General features: G+C 49.9%; 16 protein-coding genes. 13 read left to right on the top strand and 3 right to left on the bottom strand.

Going from position 1 to position 15,946, the window contains the following annotated elements; genetic code table 11:
• The first annotated feature begins 17 nt into the window (after nt 1–17).
• Genes B9Z32_RS05290 through B9Z32_RS05275 form a run of 4 tightly spaced genes read left to right on the top strand, consistent with a single transcriptional unit; the run spans nt 18 to nt 3,682 of the window.
• Nucleotides 18–1,055 (top strand): MoxR family ATPase, encoded by a 1,038-nt coding sequence (locus B9Z32_RS05290; protein ID WP_108420255.1) that lies wholly within the window; start codon nt 18–20, stop codon nt 1,053–1,055.
• On the top strand, nt 1,045–1,938 hold the full coding sequence (locus tag B9Z32_RS05285; RefSeq protein WP_108420254.1) for a DUF58 domain-containing protein: 894 nt from the start codon (nt 1,045–1,047) through the stop codon (nt 1,936–1,938). Before B9Z32_RS05290 ends, B9Z32_RS05285 begins: the two co-directional genes overlap by 11 nt.
• The gene (locus B9Z32_RS05280) at nt 1,931–2,926 is read left to right on the top strand and encodes a VWA domain-containing protein (RefSeq protein ID WP_108420253.1); all 996 of its coding nucleotides are present in this window, start codon (nt 1,931–1,933) and stop codon (nt 2,924–2,926) included. The genes B9Z32_RS05285 and B9Z32_RS05280 overlap by 8 nt, the downstream gene beginning before the upstream one ends.
• 12 nt (nt 2,927–2,938) lie before the next feature.
• A complete protein-coding gene (locus tag B9Z32_RS05275) occupies nt 2,939–3,682 on the top strand; it encodes a tyrosine-protein phosphatase (RefSeq protein ID WP_108420252.1) in 744 nt (247 codons plus the stop codon).
• 19 nt (nt 3,683–3,701) lie between these two features.
• Here the strand turns inward: B9Z32_RS05275 and B9Z32_RS05270 are convergent, their stop codons facing one another.
• Together B9Z32_RS05270 and B9Z32_RS05265 are read right to left on the bottom strand one after the other, a co-directional pair.
• Nucleotides 3,702–4,091 carry a hypothetical protein gene (locus B9Z32_RS05270; protein WP_146179456.1) on the bottom strand — a complete coding sequence of 130 codons (390 nt, stop codon included), beginning with the start codon at nt 4,089–4,091 and terminating at the stop codon, nt 3,702–3,704.
• Nucleotides 4,092–4,185: 94 nt separating this feature from the next.
• Nucleotides 4,186–6,474 (bottom strand): PhoX family phosphatase, encoded by a 2,289-nt coding sequence (locus B9Z32_RS05265; protein ID WP_108420250.1) that lies wholly within the window; start codon nt 6,472–6,474, stop codon nt 4,186–4,188.
• A gap of 228 nt (nt 6,475–6,702) precedes the next feature.
• Between B9Z32_RS05265 and pstS the strand changes: the two genes are divergently transcribed.
• The 9 genes from pstS to B9Z32_RS05220 all read left to right on the top strand — a co-directional run bounded on the left by pstS (nt 6,703) and on the right by B9Z32_RS05220 (nt 15,467).
• On the top strand, nt 6,703–7,722 hold the full coding sequence (gene pstS / locus B9Z32_RS05260) for a phosphate ABC transporter substrate-binding protein PstS (RefSeq protein ID WP_108420249.1): 1,020 nt from the start codon (nt 6,703–6,705) through the stop codon (nt 7,720–7,722).
• Nucleotides 7,723–7,812: 90 nt separating this feature from the next.
• The gene (pstC, locus tag B9Z32_RS05255; RefSeq protein WP_108421016.1) at nt 7,813–8,790 is read left to right on the top strand and encodes a phosphate ABC transporter permease subunit PstC; all 978 of its coding nucleotides are present in this window, start codon (nt 7,813–7,815) and stop codon (nt 8,788–8,790) included.
• A 7-nt stretch (nt 8,791–8,797) separates the two neighbouring features.
• A complete protein-coding gene (gene pstA, locus B9Z32_RS05250) occupies nt 8,798–9,652 on the top strand; it encodes a phosphate ABC transporter permease PstA (RefSeq protein WP_369909534.1) in 855 nt (284 codons plus the stop codon).
• A gap of 44 nt (nt 9,653–9,696) precedes the next feature.
• Nucleotides 9,697–10,470 (top strand): phosphate ABC transporter ATP-binding protein PstB, encoded by a 774-nt coding sequence (gene pstB, locus B9Z32_RS05245; protein WP_108420247.1) that lies wholly within the window; start codon nt 9,697–9,699, stop codon nt 10,468–10,470.
• Between the two features lie 13 nt (nt 10,471–10,483).
• Nucleotides 10,484–11,182, top strand: coding sequence for a phosphate signaling complex protein PhoU (gene phoU, locus B9Z32_RS05240; protein WP_108420246.1), 699 nt, complete (start codon nt 10,484–10,486; stop codon nt 11,180–11,182).
• The gene (gene phoB / locus B9Z32_RS05235; protein WP_108420245.1) at nt 11,179–11,874 is read left to right on the top strand and encodes a phosphate regulon transcriptional regulator PhoB; all 696 of its coding nucleotides are present in this window, start codon (nt 11,179–11,181) and stop codon (nt 11,872–11,874) included. Before phoU ends, phoB begins: the two co-directional genes overlap by 4 nt.
• A gap of 12 nt (nt 11,875–11,886) precedes the next feature.
• Complete coding sequence (phoR, locus tag B9Z32_RS05230; RefSeq protein ID WP_108420244.1) at nt 11,887–13,236, top strand: phosphate regulon sensor histidine kinase PhoR; 1,350 nt, start codon at nt 11,887–11,889, stop codon at nt 13,234–13,236.
• A 144-nt stretch (nt 13,237–13,380) separates the two neighbouring features.
• Entirely contained in the window at nt 13,381–14,898 is a 1,518-nt protein-coding gene (gene ppx / locus B9Z32_RS05225) for an exopolyphosphatase (protein ID WP_108420243.1), read from the top strand.
• Between the two features lie 35 nt (nt 14,899–14,933).
• Entirely contained in the window at nt 14,934–15,467 is a 534-nt protein-coding gene (locus B9Z32_RS05220) for a hypothetical protein (RefSeq protein ID WP_199219948.1), read from the top strand.
• Here B9Z32_RS05220 and B9Z32_RS05215 read toward each other — a convergent pair whose 3' ends face one another.
• Nucleotides 15,468–15,929 carry a histidine phosphatase family protein gene (locus B9Z32_RS05215; protein ID WP_108420242.1) on the bottom strand — a complete coding sequence of 154 codons (462 nt, stop codon included), beginning with the start codon at nt 15,927–15,929 and terminating at the stop codon, nt 15,468–15,470. It abuts the gene before it with no gap.
• Between the last annotated feature and the right edge of the window lie 17 nt (nt 15,930–15,946).

The raw sequence follows: 15,946 nt of genomic DNA, 5'->3' as shown, positions 1-15,946 counted from the left end.
TTTTCGGAGACAACAACATGACGCTTTCAAACGAAGCTTGGCGAGGTCACAACACCTCACCCCAACTCAAGAATCCTGCAGAAGCGGCTGCTTTGATGCAGCGCGTGCTTTATGAAGTCAAGCGCGTGGTGGTGGGGCAAGATGTTTTTTTAGAGCGGGTGCTCATTGCATTGTTGGCGCAAGGCCATCTGCTCATTGAGGGCGTACCTGGATTGGCCAAAACATTGACTGTGAACACGCTGGCCAAAACGCTTAACGGCCAATTCAGTCGAATTCAATTTACCCCTGACTTGTTGCCCGCCGACCTGGTGGGCACTCGAATTTTCAACCAGCAAACCAGTGAGTTCAGCACCGTACTGGGGCCTGTGTTTACCAACCTTTTGTTGGCAGATGAAATCAACCGCGCTCCCGCCAAAGTTCAAAGTGCTTTGCTGGAAGTGATGCAAGAAAGGCAAGTGACTATTGCAGGGCAAACACACCGTGTACCGTCGCCTTTCTTGGTCATGGCCACTCAAAACCCCATTGAAACAGAAGGCACTTACCCGCTGCCAGAAGCGCAGGTCGATCGGTTCATGATGAAGGTCTTGATTGACTACCCCACAGAAGACGATGAGTTTGTCATTGTTCAAAGGGTGATTGCGGGGGGCACTCAAGTTTCGGGAGTTGTTACCCTAGAAGACTTGCAAATGTTGCAAGCCCAATGCCGCCATTGCTATGTCGACCCCAGCCTGGTGCACTACGCTGTCAAGTTAATTTCTGCTACGCGCTTTCCAGAACGCTATGGCTTAGAAAAGCTCAAAGGACTTTTGAGCTTTGGCGCCAGCCCACGGGCCAGCATTGGCTTGATTGAGGGCGCTCGCGCTCTGGCTCTTTTGCGCGGGCGCGATTACGCTTTGCCAGAAGACGTAGCCGATTTGGTGCCAGATGTTTTGAGGCATCGCCTGGTGCTGTCTTACACGGCTTTGGCCGAAGGCAAAACACCCGAGGCCATCATTCAAGAGGTCATGAAGGCTGTGCCTATGCCAGACAAGCCCTTGGAGTCGAATGTCCGCTGAAGCTTTGTTGCAGCAACTTGAGTGGACGGTTCTTCGTCGACTCGATGGCTTGTTGCAGGGAGATCACAAAACCTTGTTCAGGGGTGCAGGGCTGGAGTTGGCCGACCTGCGTGAATACCAAACACACGACGATGTTCGGCACATCGATTGGAATGTCACGGCACGCATGCAATCGCCCTATGTCAGGGAGCATCAAGAAGATCGAGAGATCAGTGCTTGGTTTTTACTAGACCTGACTGGCTCCATGGATTTTGCAAGCACGGTTCAGAGCAAGCGTGAACTCATGCTGTCTTTTGTGGCCATCATGGCCAAGTTGCTTATGCAACGAGGTAATCGAATTGGTGCTATCATCCTAAGCCCTAACGAGGCTGCTGGCTTCAAATACATTCCAGCCCGAATGGGGCGGCGTCATCTTCTGCATGTGCTGCACACAGCGCAAACCACACCCGTTTCAAAAGCCCCTCACCGAACCGATTTGAATCAATGGCTAATAAGCGCCAATGGCCTTCTCAAGCGGCGCTCTTGCGTCTTTGTGGTGTCCGACTTCATGGGAGATTTCAATTGGGCTCAGCAAATGTCGCACCTAGGCAGGCGGCATGACACCGTAGCAGCCAGGCTCTACGATCCTGTTGAAATGCAATTGCCCAATGCGGGACTCATGACATTGCAAGACTCCGAGACTTCCGAACAATTGCTGCTGGACACCACCCATCCCACATTCAGAAAACGCTACGCCCAATTGGTTGAAGAAAGAGAACTTCAACTGCAAACAACTTTTGCACAAGCGGGCGTCGATGCGCTAGAGCTTTCAACCAGTGAAGACATTGCGGCTGCACTTTTAAGATTCTCTGAACTGAGAAAAAGGAGGCTTTGGCGTGCCTGACCTCAGCTCCATTTCTTTTTTATGGCCTCTGATGCTTTACAGCGCCATGTTGGTGCCAGTCTTTGGGCTGGCCTATGCCTACGTTACCAAACGATTTCCACCCCTTATTTTGAGCCTTGGCTTGGCCATGCTCTGTGTGGCCATGGCGCGGCCACAGGCCGTGTTGTTGACCCCCTTGCGCGAAGCCACTGTGATGCTGGCCTTGGACACCTCAGGCAGCATGCGCGCCAAGGATTTAAAACCTTCGCGCATTGAAGCCGCCCAGCAAGCTGCGCTCAAATTCATTGAAAGCAAGCCGGCGCACTTGCGGGTAGGCTTGGTCATCGTAGCTGGCACAGCCGCCTTGGCTCAAGCACCCACAGAAGAGAAGGACGCGCTTCGCCGTGCGCTTGAAAATTTGCCCCTCCAATACGGCTCTGCGCTAGGCTCTGGTTTGTTAATTTCTTTAGAAGCCTTGCTACCTGGTTCTGGCATTGATGCCCAAAAAATCATCAACGAATCTGCCGACAATGGAGGGCCTCGAAAACCAGCCGATGCAGGCAAATCCTTAGACGCTCAAAAGCCCAAAGAAACAGAAGCTTCTGCCAGCCGCGGTCGCAATACGGCCATCGTGCTTATTAGCGATGGTCAAAGCAATATGGGACCCGAATTGATCAAAATGGCCGAACTGGCGGCCTCCCACGAAGTCAAGGTCTACACCGTTGGCATTGGCACGCCCGAAGGTGATGTGGTTCAGATACAAGGCCGCAGCATGCGCGTCAAGCTCGAAGACGAAGCTTTGAAGAAAGTAGCCAACATCACCCAAGCGGCCTATTACAGAGCAGACAGCACCGAGGGCTTGGCCAAGATCTATGACCAGCTAGGCTATCGGCTGCGCTTTGAAAAAAGAGCACTGAGTGAAATCACATCTTATTTGGCCCTGCTGGGAATGGCTTTCATTTTGATAGCGTGCCTGCGCAATTTTTCCAGATTCGGCCGCATCATCTAAGCTCACCACCTCATGCAAGATCACATACAGCGCCATATCCCTTTAAAAGGGGCCTCCAACTTTCGCGACTTAGGTGGCTACGTGGGCCATGCAGGTCGCCCCGTTAAGTGGCGCACCCTGTTTCGCTCAGATCATTTGGCCAATTTAGAGAGTGAAGACCTGGCGCAATTGCACAACCTGGGCCTCAAGCGTGCCTTCGATTTTCGAGGCGTTCAAGAGAGTCAAGCTCAGGCTTACGAATGGCCTCATATCAAGCGGCACAGCCTTAGCATTGAGCCAACAGTGGTACAAAGACTTCAAGCCCAGCACCTCACAGGCAAGCCCCTCACGGCCGCCGATGCCTTGGATGCCATGCAAACCACCTACCGCGATTTTGTAAAGTCTGATTCGCACCGCTTTGCCCAATTGTTTGAGCACATGCTAGACCACACTGAACCGCTTCTGTTCCATTGCACCGCAGGCAAAGATCGCACAGGTCTTGCGGCAGCACTCATTTTGAGTGCCTTGGGCGTCTCGCAACAGGATATTTGGCAAGACTATCTCCTGACCAACCAACTCTACAAGCCCAACAGCACTGGAGCGACCACGCTGTCGCCCGACGTCATGAAAATTGTGTGGGAAGTTCAAGAAAGTTTTTTAAAAGCGGCTCTGGATGAAATTCAAAGCAGGCACCAGGGCATTCAAAATTATTTAAGCAGCCAATTGGGTTTAACGCCTGCCGCGCAAAGCAAACTGCAGTCCCTTTATCTAGCCTAACTATCTCGTCAAGAATTAGTTAGCGCGCCAGAGGATTCACACAGTCCTCCGAACCCTTTTTCTTGAAACAAGAGCACGTGAGCGCATAAGATTTCATCGTGCCTTTAACCACCGGCATGCTGGCGTTTCGAGTGGCTTGGCCTGGAATTGCAAATTTGGGTACAAACACTTTTGACACCGATTTGCCTGTGTTGAGCTCAACATTGGCTGCGCCGCATTGAATAGGGCCTTTCAGACCGTTGCTCAACTCAAAAATCAGGGTCTGATCATCGTCCCTGGCCCAACCGGCATTGATCTTTACTTTTTGCAGCTCAAGCTTTGACAATGGAACATCCGTGAACTCCTCGCTTGAAAAAGGATTCCATGCAATTGCAGGTGTCGAGATAAGACAGGCAAAAAAAATGGACATGCAGCGCATGTCCAAATTTTAAATCTAGTTTGAGATCAGAACAGAACGGTGCCGTGAAGCAAATTAATTCTGATCTGACCCCAATTAAAAGATATCAGAGGCCAATCTTACCGCCGTCGTTTTTGGTAATCACCAGCGTGGCTGAGCGGGGGCGTCCAGCAGGGCCATAAGCCGATGTCAATCCACCACCATTGCCTGGCCATTGGCTTTCAAGGGTGAAGGATGCAGCAGTACCAATCGCAGGTGTGTTCTCGCCAGGGTGCTGAATGTTGACAAAAACCGTTTTGCCATCTGGCGTCTCTGTCATGCCAGTGACCTCGGCGCCTTTTGGCGCAACCAAGAATCGACGCAGGCGCGACTCACCCAAAATACCGCCAATGAAGGTTCTTGTCACGTTGTTGCTTGAGGAGGTTCCAGAGACTAAAGTGTTATCGATATAGAACTCACCACCATCACCCACTTTACCAGGGACAGATGCCAGCAACATGCAGTTGGTCTCGTCTGTGAAGGCGCCATCATCGGTTTGAATCCAGCAAATACCTGTGCTCTTGCTGAACCACAAACCATCAGGTGAAGAGAAGCTGTTGTTGGCTGTCAACTTAGAAACGTTGACATTGGCGGGCATGTCTTCTTCTGCGCCAAACACAAAAATATCCCAATTGAAGCCCGTTGCTGTGGCCAGGTTGTCTTGCTCTTTGAAACGAATGATGTGACCGTTCGGATTGCCTGAACCCTTTTTGCCGTCTGCGTCGTTGAAGGAGCGTGGGTTGGCACCGTCTGCTGAAGCGGGTGTGCGGTTGCTGGAGCTGTTGTTGGTCAAGGCAAAATAAACTTCACCGTTGGCATAATTCACAGCACCCCACTCAGGACGGTCCATTTTGGTAGCGCCCACGGCATCCGCAGCCAAGCGTGTGTGAACGTAAATGTCAGCTTGGGTGGTGAATGTAAAGCCAGCTGCGCCAGCATATGACTTGATCAATGGGTTGTTGATCGACAACTCAATCCACTCACCAGCGCCATTGCTGTTGAATTTGGCCACATACAACTTACCTTCGTTGAGGTACTTATTGCCAGCTGCCATACCGCCACCGATGTCGGCGGCGCTCCAGTTTTGAGCTGTGACAAATTTGTAAATGTATTCGTTGCGGCTGTCGCAACCCATGTAGAAAGCCAATGGCTTGCCCACAACTGGAATGCTGCAAACTGCAGCCTCGTGCGCAAAGCGACCCATGGCCGTGCGCTTGGCGGGGCGGGCTGAAGGGTTCACAGGATCAACTTCTACGTTGTAGCCAAAAGTGTGTGGCTCATTGCGGAAGTCTGCGGCTGCAGTAGCGCCTGTGGCCGCAACATTCCATCTTGAGAAACGGGAATCTGTATCGGGCAAGTCAGTTGGGGTGTACCAGCCTTGTCCTAAACCTGTTGTGGCAGTGCTGGACAAAACAGCATTGCTCACACCATAGCGCTTGCGTGAGGCAATGATTTTTGCATCAGGCAATGTGGTGCCGGTGGGCATGTTGAAATAGACAGCCCAGTTTTCTTCGCAGCCCAGGTAGGTGCCCCAAGGTGTGATGCCATGACCGCAATTGTTCAAGGTGCCGCGGGAAGTTGCGCCGGTGGTGTCAAAGCGTGTAACAAACATGGCACGGATATCGCTTAAATGCGCTGCTGGACCTTGTACGTCCGCCACGGTCTGAGGCGTGATTCTGCGGTTCAAGGCTGAATCAAGTACGTAGCCGCCTGTAGGCTTGCCGGAGCTGTCCAAAGTGATTTCGGCCACGGAAATTCCGTGCAAGTTAATTTCTTTCAGAACTTCCAAACCTGGACGTGCCTTGACATCCCAATCGCCAAATTGGCTGAATCTTTTGCCATTCACGCCGCCAGACGTTTGTCCTTTGGGGTGCAAGAGGTGAGAGTCAGCAGAGCTTTCATGGTTAACAGCCAACACGGCTCTGTTGGTGGCCGTGGCGCTGTAGCGGCCGTTGCTGTCGATGTAGAAAATGTCCATGCCGTCGTGGTGATCACCAACGCGCATGCTCCAGTCATCTGTTTCCAAACCTAAGTTGGAATAAGCAGGAACACTGGGGGCCAGTCTGTCGCCGGTGGCATGCAACACTCTGACGGTGTAGCCAGCAGGAACAGTGACTTGGTCTAGGATACTTTTTGTGACGGCATTGAAACCCAAAACATTGGCAGTAGACAGTTCGGGTAGCGATGAAGCGATGCTGCCGCAGCCAGGCAACATAGGCAAAGCCATCATGGAAGCCAAGCCCAAGCCACCGCGCAAAATGTTTCGGCGCGATGGGTTCTTGAGGGCTTCTTTCAGAACATCCTGAAAGTGGGGGTTGGAAGAATTGTTGAAACTCTGATCGTCGTTGATTGGCATTGAAGCACTCCTTGTTGAAAAAAAAAGCAATGGAGCAACTATTTCAAATGTCAATGACAGATTTATGAAGGCATTAAAAATACAAAAAAAGATGCATTAACTTTCATTGTTGGAAGCTTAAACATCATCCGACTGACATGAATTTGTCATAATTCAACATTAAAGTGTCCTTTCTGGTAACTGACAAGTTGCTAGAAAATCAACCCCGAATACCTTACTGGAGCTGAAATGCTTAAATTTAAATCCCTCGTTGCCGCTGTCGGCTTGACAGCATTGGCAGCAACTTCTTGGGCTGCCGACATCACTGGTGCAGGCGCCACATTCCCCTTCCCTATCTATGCCAAGTGGGCTGAAGGCTACAAAGCCGCTACGGGCACTGGCATGAACTATCAATCGATTGGTTCATCAGGTGGTATCCGTCAAATTCGCGCCAAAACAGTCACATTTGGCGCCACAGATGCACCTTTGCCTGGCGCTGACCTCGACAAAGACGGCATGGTTCAGTTCCCCGCCATCATCGGTGGCACCGTGCCCGTGGTCAACTTGGATGGCTTCAAGCCCGGTGAATTGCGCGTTACTGGCCCCGTCTTGGCCGAAATGTTCATTGGCAAGATCAGCAAGTGGAATGACCCCAAGCTTGCCGCCCTCAACCCCGGTAAAAATTTGCCTAACGAACTCATTACCGTGGTTCACCGCGCCGACGGTTCTGGCACCACATTCAACTGGACAGACTACCTCTCAGTGGTCAGCAAAGAATTTGCCGACACAATTGGCAAAGGCGCAGCAGTGAAGTGGCCCGCACCCACCTCTGTGGGCGGCAAGGGCAACGAAGGTGTTGCAGCCAACGTCAACCGCATTAAAGGTGCTATTGGTTATGTTGAGTACGCCTACGTTAAAAAGAACAATATGAATTTCATGCAAGTTCAAAATGCCAATGGCAAATACGTGAGCCCAGATGATTTGACATTTGCTGCTGCTGCTGCCGGTGCCGACTGGTTCAGCGTTCCTGGCATGGGTGTGTCAATGGTCAACGCCAAAGGCGACACCAGCTGGCCCATCAGCACAGCCTCCTTCATCTTGATGTACAAGAACCCTGGTGACAAAGCTGCCTCCAACGAAGCTCTCAAGTTCTTCGATTGGTCCTTCAAAAATGGCAAGAAAATGGCCGCCGAGTTGGACTATGTGCCATTGCCAGACAGCTTGACCAACGAAATTCGCGCCAAAGTTTGGTCGCAAATTCAGAAGTAATTTAAGCTTGGTATTCATCCGTTGGTTGCCTGTGCGCAGCCAACGGATTCTTTCTTTCTAAATTGATTTCCTTGTTGAGTGAACCAAGACATGTCAAATCCTCTGCCCAGTTCGGCTCAAGCCGCTCACTTGCTCAAAACAGCCGAGCGCCAGCGCACTCAAGACTGGCTGTTTCATCGGATGACGCAAGTTTTTTCACTCATGGTTCTTCTGGCATTGGCCGGAATTATTATCTCTTTGTTCATCAACGCTTGGCCAACCTTTGCAAAATTTGGCGCGCGCTTCATTTGGTATGTGGAGTGGGACATCATCAATGAGGAGTTTGGCGCCGCCATTGCCATTGTGGGCACGATCACAAGTGCCGGACTCGCAATGCTCATTGCAGTGCCGCTGTCGTTCGGAATTGCTGTATTTTTAACCGAGACATGCCCCGTTTGGTTGCGTCGCCCTTTAGGCACAGCCATTGAATTGTTGGCCGCAGTGCCTTCCATCATTTATGGCATGTTTGGTTTGTTCGTGTTTGCACCCTTGTTTGCAGATTTTATTCAAGTACCGCTCCGCCAAGTTTTAGGTGGCATGCCTATCATTGGATTTTTGTTTGGTGGCGCGCCCAACGGCATGGGCATTTTGGCGGCCGGCATTGTGTTGGCTTTCATGGTGGTGCCCTTTGTGGCCTCCGTCATGCGCGATGTGTTTGAAATCACGCCCCCTATATTGCGGGAGTCTGCATACGGGCTTGGCTGCACCACTTGGGAAGTGGTCACAAAGATTGTTTTACCTTACACCCAGAAGGGGGTCATTGGGGGAGTCATGTTGGGCCTGGGTCGAGCGCTTGGCGAGACCATGGCCGTCACCTTTGTGATTGGCAATGCCAATCGCATGCCCACCTCACTTTTTTCACCAGGAACGTCCATTGCATCAACATTGGCCAATGAATTTGGCGAGGCCGCCGACTTCCACATGTCATCCTTGTTTGCGCTAGGTTTCTTGTTGTTTATTATCACTTTCATGGTTCTTGCGCTCGCCAAAATCATGATCAGCAGGGCTGAAAAAGCCAAGGGGTTCTGATATGGCCATGAACATGAATCACGCACTGTATCGCCGGCGTCGCCTGGCCAACCTGTGGGGCATGGTGACCTCGATGTTGGCCATGACTTTGGGTTTGGCCGTTTTACTCTGGATTTTGTTTGTTTTGTTTGCCAACGGGTTTGCTGCACTCGATTGGAACATTGTGAGCCAAGACACACCCGCCCCCGGAACCGAGGGCGGCGGACTGCGCAACGCCATCGTGGGTAGTTTGCTCATGGTTGGACTTGCAGTGCTGGTTGCTACACCAGTTGGTATTTTGGCTGGCATCTATCTCACCGAGTTTGGTGATCAAAGCAAAACAGCTGCCCTTACACGTTTTGTCACCGACATCATGTTGTCAGCGCCCTCCATCACAATTGGTTTGTTTGTATACGCCATTGCGGTTGCCACAGTGGGTCGATTTTCTGGCTATGCAGGCAGTCTGGCCTTGACACTCATTGCCGTGCCTGTGGTCATGCGCACCACAGAAAATATGCTTCGCCTAGTTCCAGGTAGTCTGCGTGAAGCAGCCTTTGCTTTGGGTGCGCCTCGCTGGAAGGTGTCACTGGCCGTCACATTGCGTGCCGCCAAGAGTGGCGTGATCACTGGCGTTTTATTGGCCATTGCACGTATCAGTGGAGAGACTGCTCCTCTGTTGTTCACTGCTTTGAACAACCAATTCTTCAATGATGACATGAGTAAGCCCATGGCCAACCTGCCTGTTGTCATTTTCCAGTTTGCAATGAGCCCCTATGACAACTGGATTCGACTGGCTTGGGGCGGTGCCCTGCTGATTACCTTGACTGTCTTGGTTCTCAATATTCTTGCGCGTGTCTTCTTTAGAGAAAAAACGACAAGCTAATCAACCCCCATTCATTGTTATTTTTTGAATTCACAGGAACACATATGCCTGATAGCAAGCCAACACAAAACGCCATTGAAGTGCGCAATCTCGATTTTTATTACGGTAAATTTCAAGGGCTGAAAAATGTCAACCTCGATATTGCCGAGCATCGAGTAACGGCCTTCATTGGACCTTCAGGCTGCGGCAAATCTACTTTGCTGCGCACACTCAATCGCATGTACAGCCTTTATCCAGGGCAGCGCGCTGAAGGTGAAATCAACTTCTATGGTCAAAACATCCTCGAAAAAGGCCAAGACCTGAATTTACTTCGCGCACAAATTGGCATGGTGTTTCAAAAACCAACGCCCTTCCCCATGTCCATCTATGACAACATTGCTTTTGGTGTTCGTTTGTACGAAAACCTCAGCAAATCGGACATGGACGATCGGGTTGAGTCAGCCTTGAGCAAAGCAGCCATTTGGAATGAAGTGAAAGACAAATTGGGGCAAAGTGGTTTGTCCCTCTCTGGCGGACAGCAACAGCGCCTGTGCATTGCGCGCACAGTGGCCGTCAAACCCAAAGTCATTCTGCTGGATGAACCCACCTCAGCACTAGACCCCATCTCAACTGCCAAAGTAGAAGAATTGGTAAGCGAGTTGAAAAAAGACTATACCGTGGCTATAGTGACCCACAATATGCAGCAAGCCGCTAGGGTTTCAGACTTTACAGCTTACATGTACCTTGGCGAATTGATGGAATTTGGCGTTACAGAGCAAATTTTCATGAAGCCAACCCGTCAAGAAACAGAAGATTACATCACTGGCCGTTTCGGCTAATCAGGAGCACTCCATGGACAAACACATTTCAAGCCAATTCGACAACGAACTTACGGGTGTTTCCACACGAGTCCTAGAATTAGGTGGACTGGTTGAGTCGCAAACTCGCCATGCTGTTTATGCATTGGCACAGTTCAGTTCTGAAGTTGCAGATCAAGTCATTGCGTCTGAAAAACAAGTCAATCAGTTAGAGGTAGAGATTGATCGCGAATTGGCATCCATCATTGCCCGCCGTCAGCCCACAGCGCGCGATCTTCGCTTGCTGATGGCCATTTCAAAGATCACGGGCAATCTTGAACGTGCGGGCGACGAAGCCGAGCGCATTGCGCGCATGGTCAAACAAATCCTTGAACAAGGCACGCCGCGCAATTTGCCTTCATCCGAATTGCGCATTGCAGCAGATTTGGCCACTGGCTTGCTGCGAAAAGCGCTGGATGCTTTTGCCCGCCTGGATGTCAATATGGCCGTTACTATTTTGAAAGAAGACGATTTGATTGATGCAGAGTTCAACGGCTTTGTTCGTAAATTAATCACTTACATGATGGAAGATCCACGCACCATTTCTGCAAGTTTAGATTTGTTGTTTGTGGCCAAAGCCATTGAGCGCATTGGCGACCATGCCAAGAACATCGCTGAATTCGTCATTTACGTAGTCAAGGGCGCTGACGTTCGCCATACCGCCTTAACCGAGATTGAAAAAGCTGTGCAATGAAAACACTGCCTCGCATTCTGATTGTTGAAGATGAATCCTCAATTGCAGAACTGATTGCTGTCAATCTGCGCCACAACGGCTTCCAACCCATTTGGGCCATCGACTCTGAAACGGCTCAACGCGAACTTGACGATGTTCTGCCCGATGTCATTTTGCTCGATTGGATGCTGCCTGGCGAAAGTGGACTCACTTTGGCCAGACGCTGGAGAAGCGCCGCAAGAACCAAGGCGGTGCCCATCTTGATGCTCACCGCAAGAGGCGATGAAGCAGACCGCGTTGCCGGCCTTGATGCTGGCGCTGATGATTACATTGTGAAACCCTTTTCGCCGCGTGAGTTGCTGGCCAGAATTCGGGCAGTACTTCGCAGGCGTGTGCCCGAATCAGTTGTAGGCGTGGTCAAAATGGGTGAACTGCAACTTGACGCAGAAACTCACAGAGTTAGCTTTGCAGGCAAGCCAATTAAAGTGGGTCCCACCGAATTCAAGCTCTTGCACCACCTCATGCACCACCCCGAGCGAGTGCACAGCCGCGGCGCTTTGCTTGACAAAGTTTGGGGCGACCATGTTTACATCGAAGAGCGCACCGTTGACGTGCACATCAAACGCCTGCGTGAAGCTTTGGGCGAAGCTGCAGACATGATAGAAACAGTCAGAGGTGCAGGTTACCGAATGACAAAGCAAGTCAATGTGTAAGCCAGCAACTCAATGTTCTATGTAATTTTTGAGCTATTATTTTGGCTCTTTGTTGTTGCGCTGCCAGTTTGGATTTGGCTCGATGCAGTGGCAGCGCTTTTGGCAGCGTCAGTTTTTTTGGTCCTGTACATTATGGTTCAGGATTGGAAATTTAGACGTTTTCAAAAATGGCTCATGACGGAACCACTGACAGTCAACCCCAATTGGAATGGTGCATGGCTTGATGTTGCAGGACGAATTCTTCGTCAACAACTTTTGGCTGACAACAGCGCAAAACTCAATGAAAGACGCTTACAAGACTTTCTCTTGGCCATTCAAGCTTCACCCAATGGCGTGATTTTGCTAGATGGTGAGGCAAGGATTGACTGGTGCAACGACACGGCTGCTGTTCATTTGGGCTTAGATGTCAAAAAAGATCGCTTGCAGCACATTGTTCATTTGGTTCGAGATCCTCTCTTCACCCGATATTTTGCTCAGGACAGCCATCCGAGTGAAGTTTTAATTGATGGCCGATCTACTTCAGTCTCAAACCTTCGCAAGCTTTCAGTTCAGTTGCACAAATATGGTGACGGCCGTTTGCTTTTGCTCTCGCGCGATGTGACCGACGTGGTTAAAGCAGAAGCCATGAGAAGAGATTTTGTAGCCAATGTTTCTCACGAGATTCGAACACCCCTCACTGTTTTGGGTGGCTTTGTAGAAACCTTGCAGTCTGTGCCTCTTGACGAGCAGGAAACACAAAAATACCTTCAATTGATGTCAATTCAAGCAGATCGGATGCAATCCTTGGTTGCAGATTTGCTCACCTTGTCTCAGCTTGAAGTTAACCAATCACCTAATGGCCAAGACCTCATTAGCCTTCCTGATTTGGTTGATCAAGTCATGTCTGAAGCCAATGCCTTAACCTCATTGCTTGCAGACCAACAAATTGGCAAAAAACATGCGCTGGTTTTTGACCAAGTACCCCGCCTCTTTGTCATGGGCTCCAAAAAAGAACTGATCAGTGCATTGTCAAATATTGTTAGCAATGCAATTAGATACACACCACTGGGTGGGCTGGTCCATTTAACTTTTTCACAAGCAAATGATCAGTTGACAATTTCTGTCAAAGATACTGGTCCAGGCATTGCTTCTGAACACTTGCCACGCCTTACTGAGCGTTTTTATCGAATTGATCAGAGCAGGTCTCGAGAAACAGGTGGCACAGGCCTTGGTTTGGCAATCACTAAACACGTCATGCAACGCCATGGTGGTGAACTTCAAATTCAAAGCGAAATAGGCAAGGGTTCTACCTTTAACTTGATTTTCCCAGCAAGTCGAATTTCCAATCAAATCGCTACGACCGATCTGCAAACGATTTCTTAGGCACACATTCGAACATTTGCTCGCCGGAGCCAGAGCAATCTGAACCTGCTACTGTCACATTTATATTTTTTAAACTCATGAAAATGTCATGAAAAAGTCACAAAATAGTGAATTTTGACGATCAGTACTTACTCAAGCAATTAGATGCAAAACGGACAATTATTAGCTGCCATCGATTTGGGTTCAAACAGTTTCCGACTAGAAATTGGGCTGTTTGAGAACGACCACATCAGGCGAGTTGAATACCTCAAAGAGACTGTGCGCCAAGGCAATGGCTTAGATTCAGACAGAATGCTGTCAAAAGAAGCCATGCAAAGAGGCTGGGAATGCTTGGCTAGATTCTCTGAAAGACTGGCGGGCTTCGGACCTAGTTTTGTTCGCGCTGTTGCAACTCAAACAATGCGAGAAGCCAAGAACAGGGATGAATTTATCAGTCATGCCGAGAAAATTCTAGGCTTCCCTATCGAAGTCATTTCTGGGCGTGAAGAAGCACGTTTGATTTATTCTGGCGTCGTCAATTTGCTACCTCAATCCGATGAAAAAAGACTGGTCATTGACATTGGTGGTAGATCGACAGAAATCATTTTAGGCAAGGGATACAAGCCGCAGACAATGGAGTCATACCGTGTAGGCAGCGTCAAATGGTCGATGAAATACTTTGCCGACGGCCAATTTTCGCCATCGGCTTTTGAGTGGGCGGAAGTCGCGGCCAAAGCGGTGCTGGATGAAGCCTTGTCGCTTTACCCTAAAAACTCATGGGACCTTGCCTATGGCTCATCCGGCACCATTGGTGCAGTTGCAGATGTTCTGCAAGCGGCAGGATGGCCAGAAGAAGTCATTACCCGTGAAGGCCTAGACTGGCTCAAAGAAAAGCTCATCAAGGCAGAACGCATCGAAAATCTGCGCTTAGAGGGCGTCAAGGAAGACCGAAAGCCGGTCATTGGGGGTGGTTTAGCGGTTTTATGCGCGCTATTTGACCTCATGCAAATTGACACCATGCATGCTGCCCAAGGGGCTTTGCGTCACGGGGTTTTGTACGACCTGCTTCAGCGGGAAGAAAATACAGACCTTAGAAGTGCCATGGTGCTGGCCTTGGGTAAGAGATTTGCTGTAGACATTGCCCAAGCAGACCGTGTTGAAAGAACAGCCCTTGAATTGTTCAAAGGCATCCTAGACAAACCAAGTCTTCAAGCTTCTCATGCCAAGCGACTCGAAAAGAAACTCGGCTGGGCTGCACACTTGCTAGAAATTGGTACACGCATCTCTCACAGTGACTTCCACAAGCATGGGGCTTACATTCTGGACAACGCAGATTTGCCAGGATTTTCCATGCCTGAGCTGCATCGTTTGAGCCAACTCATTTTGGGACACCGCGGAAAACTCAAAAAACTAGAGATTGAACTGAAAAATCCTGAATTCATGATTCAGCTTCTCAGCTTGCGGCTTGCGGCCATTTTGTGCCATGCCAGAAGAGAGCCCGACCTCAAAGGTGTTAGCCTCAAACCGATGGAAGGCAGTAAAACAGGCTTTGTGATTGAGTGCAAAAAATCTTGGATTCAACAATGGCCACAGTCGGTTCATTTACTTCGAGAAGAATGCATCGCTTGGCAAAAATCTAGCTGGCAATTGGAATTTCTTGAAATCAATGGGAAAACGGTATAAACTATTTTAATGTTTAACTCACATCCATTTTGACCATGTCAACTGAAACTTCAACTGTCGCTGTACCCACCAACAATGCAGTTGCTAGCAATACCCTAGCGCCCGCCCCTGCCAAAGCCCCCGCAGCACCCGCAAAAAAACCAGTTCGCAAAGCCGCCAAAAAAATTGGTACAGCCAAGCCTGCTGCAAAAAAGCCAGTTCAAAAAGCAGTTGGCCAAACAGCGGTTAAGAGTGCGGCCAAGACTGCAACTAAGCCTGCAACTAAGCCTGCAACTAAGCCTGCAACTGAGCCAAGCCCCAAGCCAAAAGCCAAACCTGCGCAGCAAACCACGCCTGATCTCAAATTGAAAAAACCCAAATTGGTTCGCGACAGCTTTACCTTCCCCAAAGATGAGTACCAAGCCATTGCAGGCTTGAAACAAAAGGCTCTAGGGCTTAAGCACAGCGCCAAGAAAAGTGAAATTTTGCGAGCCGGCCTTATGCTCTTGAACGGTTTGAGCGACAAAGCCTTTTTGTCAGCGTTGAGCAAAGTGCCTGCATTGAAAACAGGCAGGCCTGCCAAGTCTTGATCAAAGCAGTTCGGGGGTTTGAACGCACACCACCACAGTTTGCGTCACCCCTTCTCTAACCCGACTCCTCAGCCACCACACTGAGCCTTTGCGCACCGAGCAATCTCCACCTGGAAGACCCAGCAAGTAAGCTATGGCTCGGCCTAAAACGGGTTGATGTCCGGCTATCAAAACAGACATTTTTGAATCTGGCCATCCAGCAGTCAGGAACAAATCATCCAGACTTCCGTCGGGCAACAGTTCCGATTTGTATTTCACTTTTCGGCCCAAGTGTTTGACCGTTTGCTCGCACCGCACGGCAGGACTGGACATCACACGAACACCTTCAGGCAGTTGACGGTCAAGCCACTGACTCATTCGCAGAGCTTGCTTTTCGCCCTTGGGTGTCAAAGTTCGCGACAAATCATCTTGCCCTTCTAAAGCTTCAAAAGCTTCAGCATGTCGCCATAAGATGAGGTCCATGATATTGATCGTTGAAA

Origin of the sequence: Limnohabitans sp. MMS-10A-178, from assembly GCF_003063375.1 — a bacterium.
Taxonomy (GTDB): Bacteria; Pseudomonadota; Gammaproteobacteria; order Burkholderiales; family Burkholderiaceae_C; genus Limnohabitans_A.
This window is presented reverse-complemented; position numbering and strand designations above follow the sequence as displayed.

What these genes read in the sequence shown, in the direction of transcription:
- B9Z32_RS05290 (WP_108420255.1), top strand. Translation starts at nt 18, where the DNA reads ATGACGCTTTCAAACGAAGCTTGGCGAGGTCACAACACCTCACCCCAA.
- B9Z32_RS05285 (WP_108420254.1), top strand. Translation starts at nt 1,045, where the DNA reads ATGTCCGCTGAAGCTTTGTTGCAGCAACTTGAGTGGACGGTTCTTCGT.
- B9Z32_RS05275 (WP_108420252.1), top strand. Translation starts at nt 2,939, where the DNA reads ATGCAAGATCACATACAGCGCCATATCCCTTTAAAAGGGGCCTCCAAC.
- B9Z32_RS05270 (WP_146179456.1), bottom strand. Translation starts at nt 4,091, where the DNA reads ATGTCCATTTTTTTTGCCTGTCTTATCTCGACACCTGCAATTGCATGG.
- B9Z32_RS05265 (WP_108420250.1), bottom strand. Translation starts at nt 6,474, where the DNA reads ATGCCAATCAACGACGATCAGAGTTTCAACAATTCTTCCAACCCCCAC.
- pstS (WP_108420249.1), top strand. Translation starts at nt 6,703, where the DNA reads ATGCTTAAATTTAAATCCCTCGTTGCCGCTGTCGGCTTGACAGCATTG.
- pstC (WP_108421016.1), top strand. Translation starts at nt 7,813, where the DNA reads ATGTCAAATCCTCTGCCCAGTTCGGCTCAAGCCGCTCACTTGCTCAAA.
- pstA (WP_369909534.1), top strand. Translation starts at nt 8,798, where the DNA reads ATGAACATGAATCACGCACTGTATCGCCGGCGTCGCCTGGCCAACCTG.
- pstB (WP_108420247.1), top strand. Translation starts at nt 9,697, where the DNA reads ATGCCTGATAGCAAGCCAACACAAAACGCCATTGAAGTGCGCAATCTC.
- phoU (WP_108420246.1), top strand. Translation starts at nt 10,484, where the DNA reads ATGGACAAACACATTTCAAGCCAATTCGACAACGAACTTACGGGTGTT.
- phoB (WP_108420245.1), top strand. Translation starts at nt 11,179, where the DNA reads ATGAAAACACTGCCTCGCATTCTGATTGTTGAAGATGAATCCTCAATT.
- phoR (WP_108420244.1), top strand. Translation starts at nt 11,887, where the DNA reads ATGTTCTATGTAATTTTTGAGCTATTATTTTGGCTCTTTGTTGTTGCG.
- ppx (WP_108420243.1), top strand. Translation starts at nt 13,381, where the DNA reads ATGCAAAACGGACAATTATTAGCTGCCATCGATTTGGGTTCAAACAGT.
- B9Z32_RS05220 (WP_199219948.1), top strand. Translation starts at nt 14,934, where the DNA reads ATGTCAACTGAAACTTCAACTGTCGCTGTACCCACCAACAATGCAGTT.
- B9Z32_RS05215 (WP_108420242.1), bottom strand. Translation starts at nt 15,929, where the DNA reads ATGGACCTCATCTTATGGCGACATGCTGAAGCTTTTGAAGCTTTAGAA.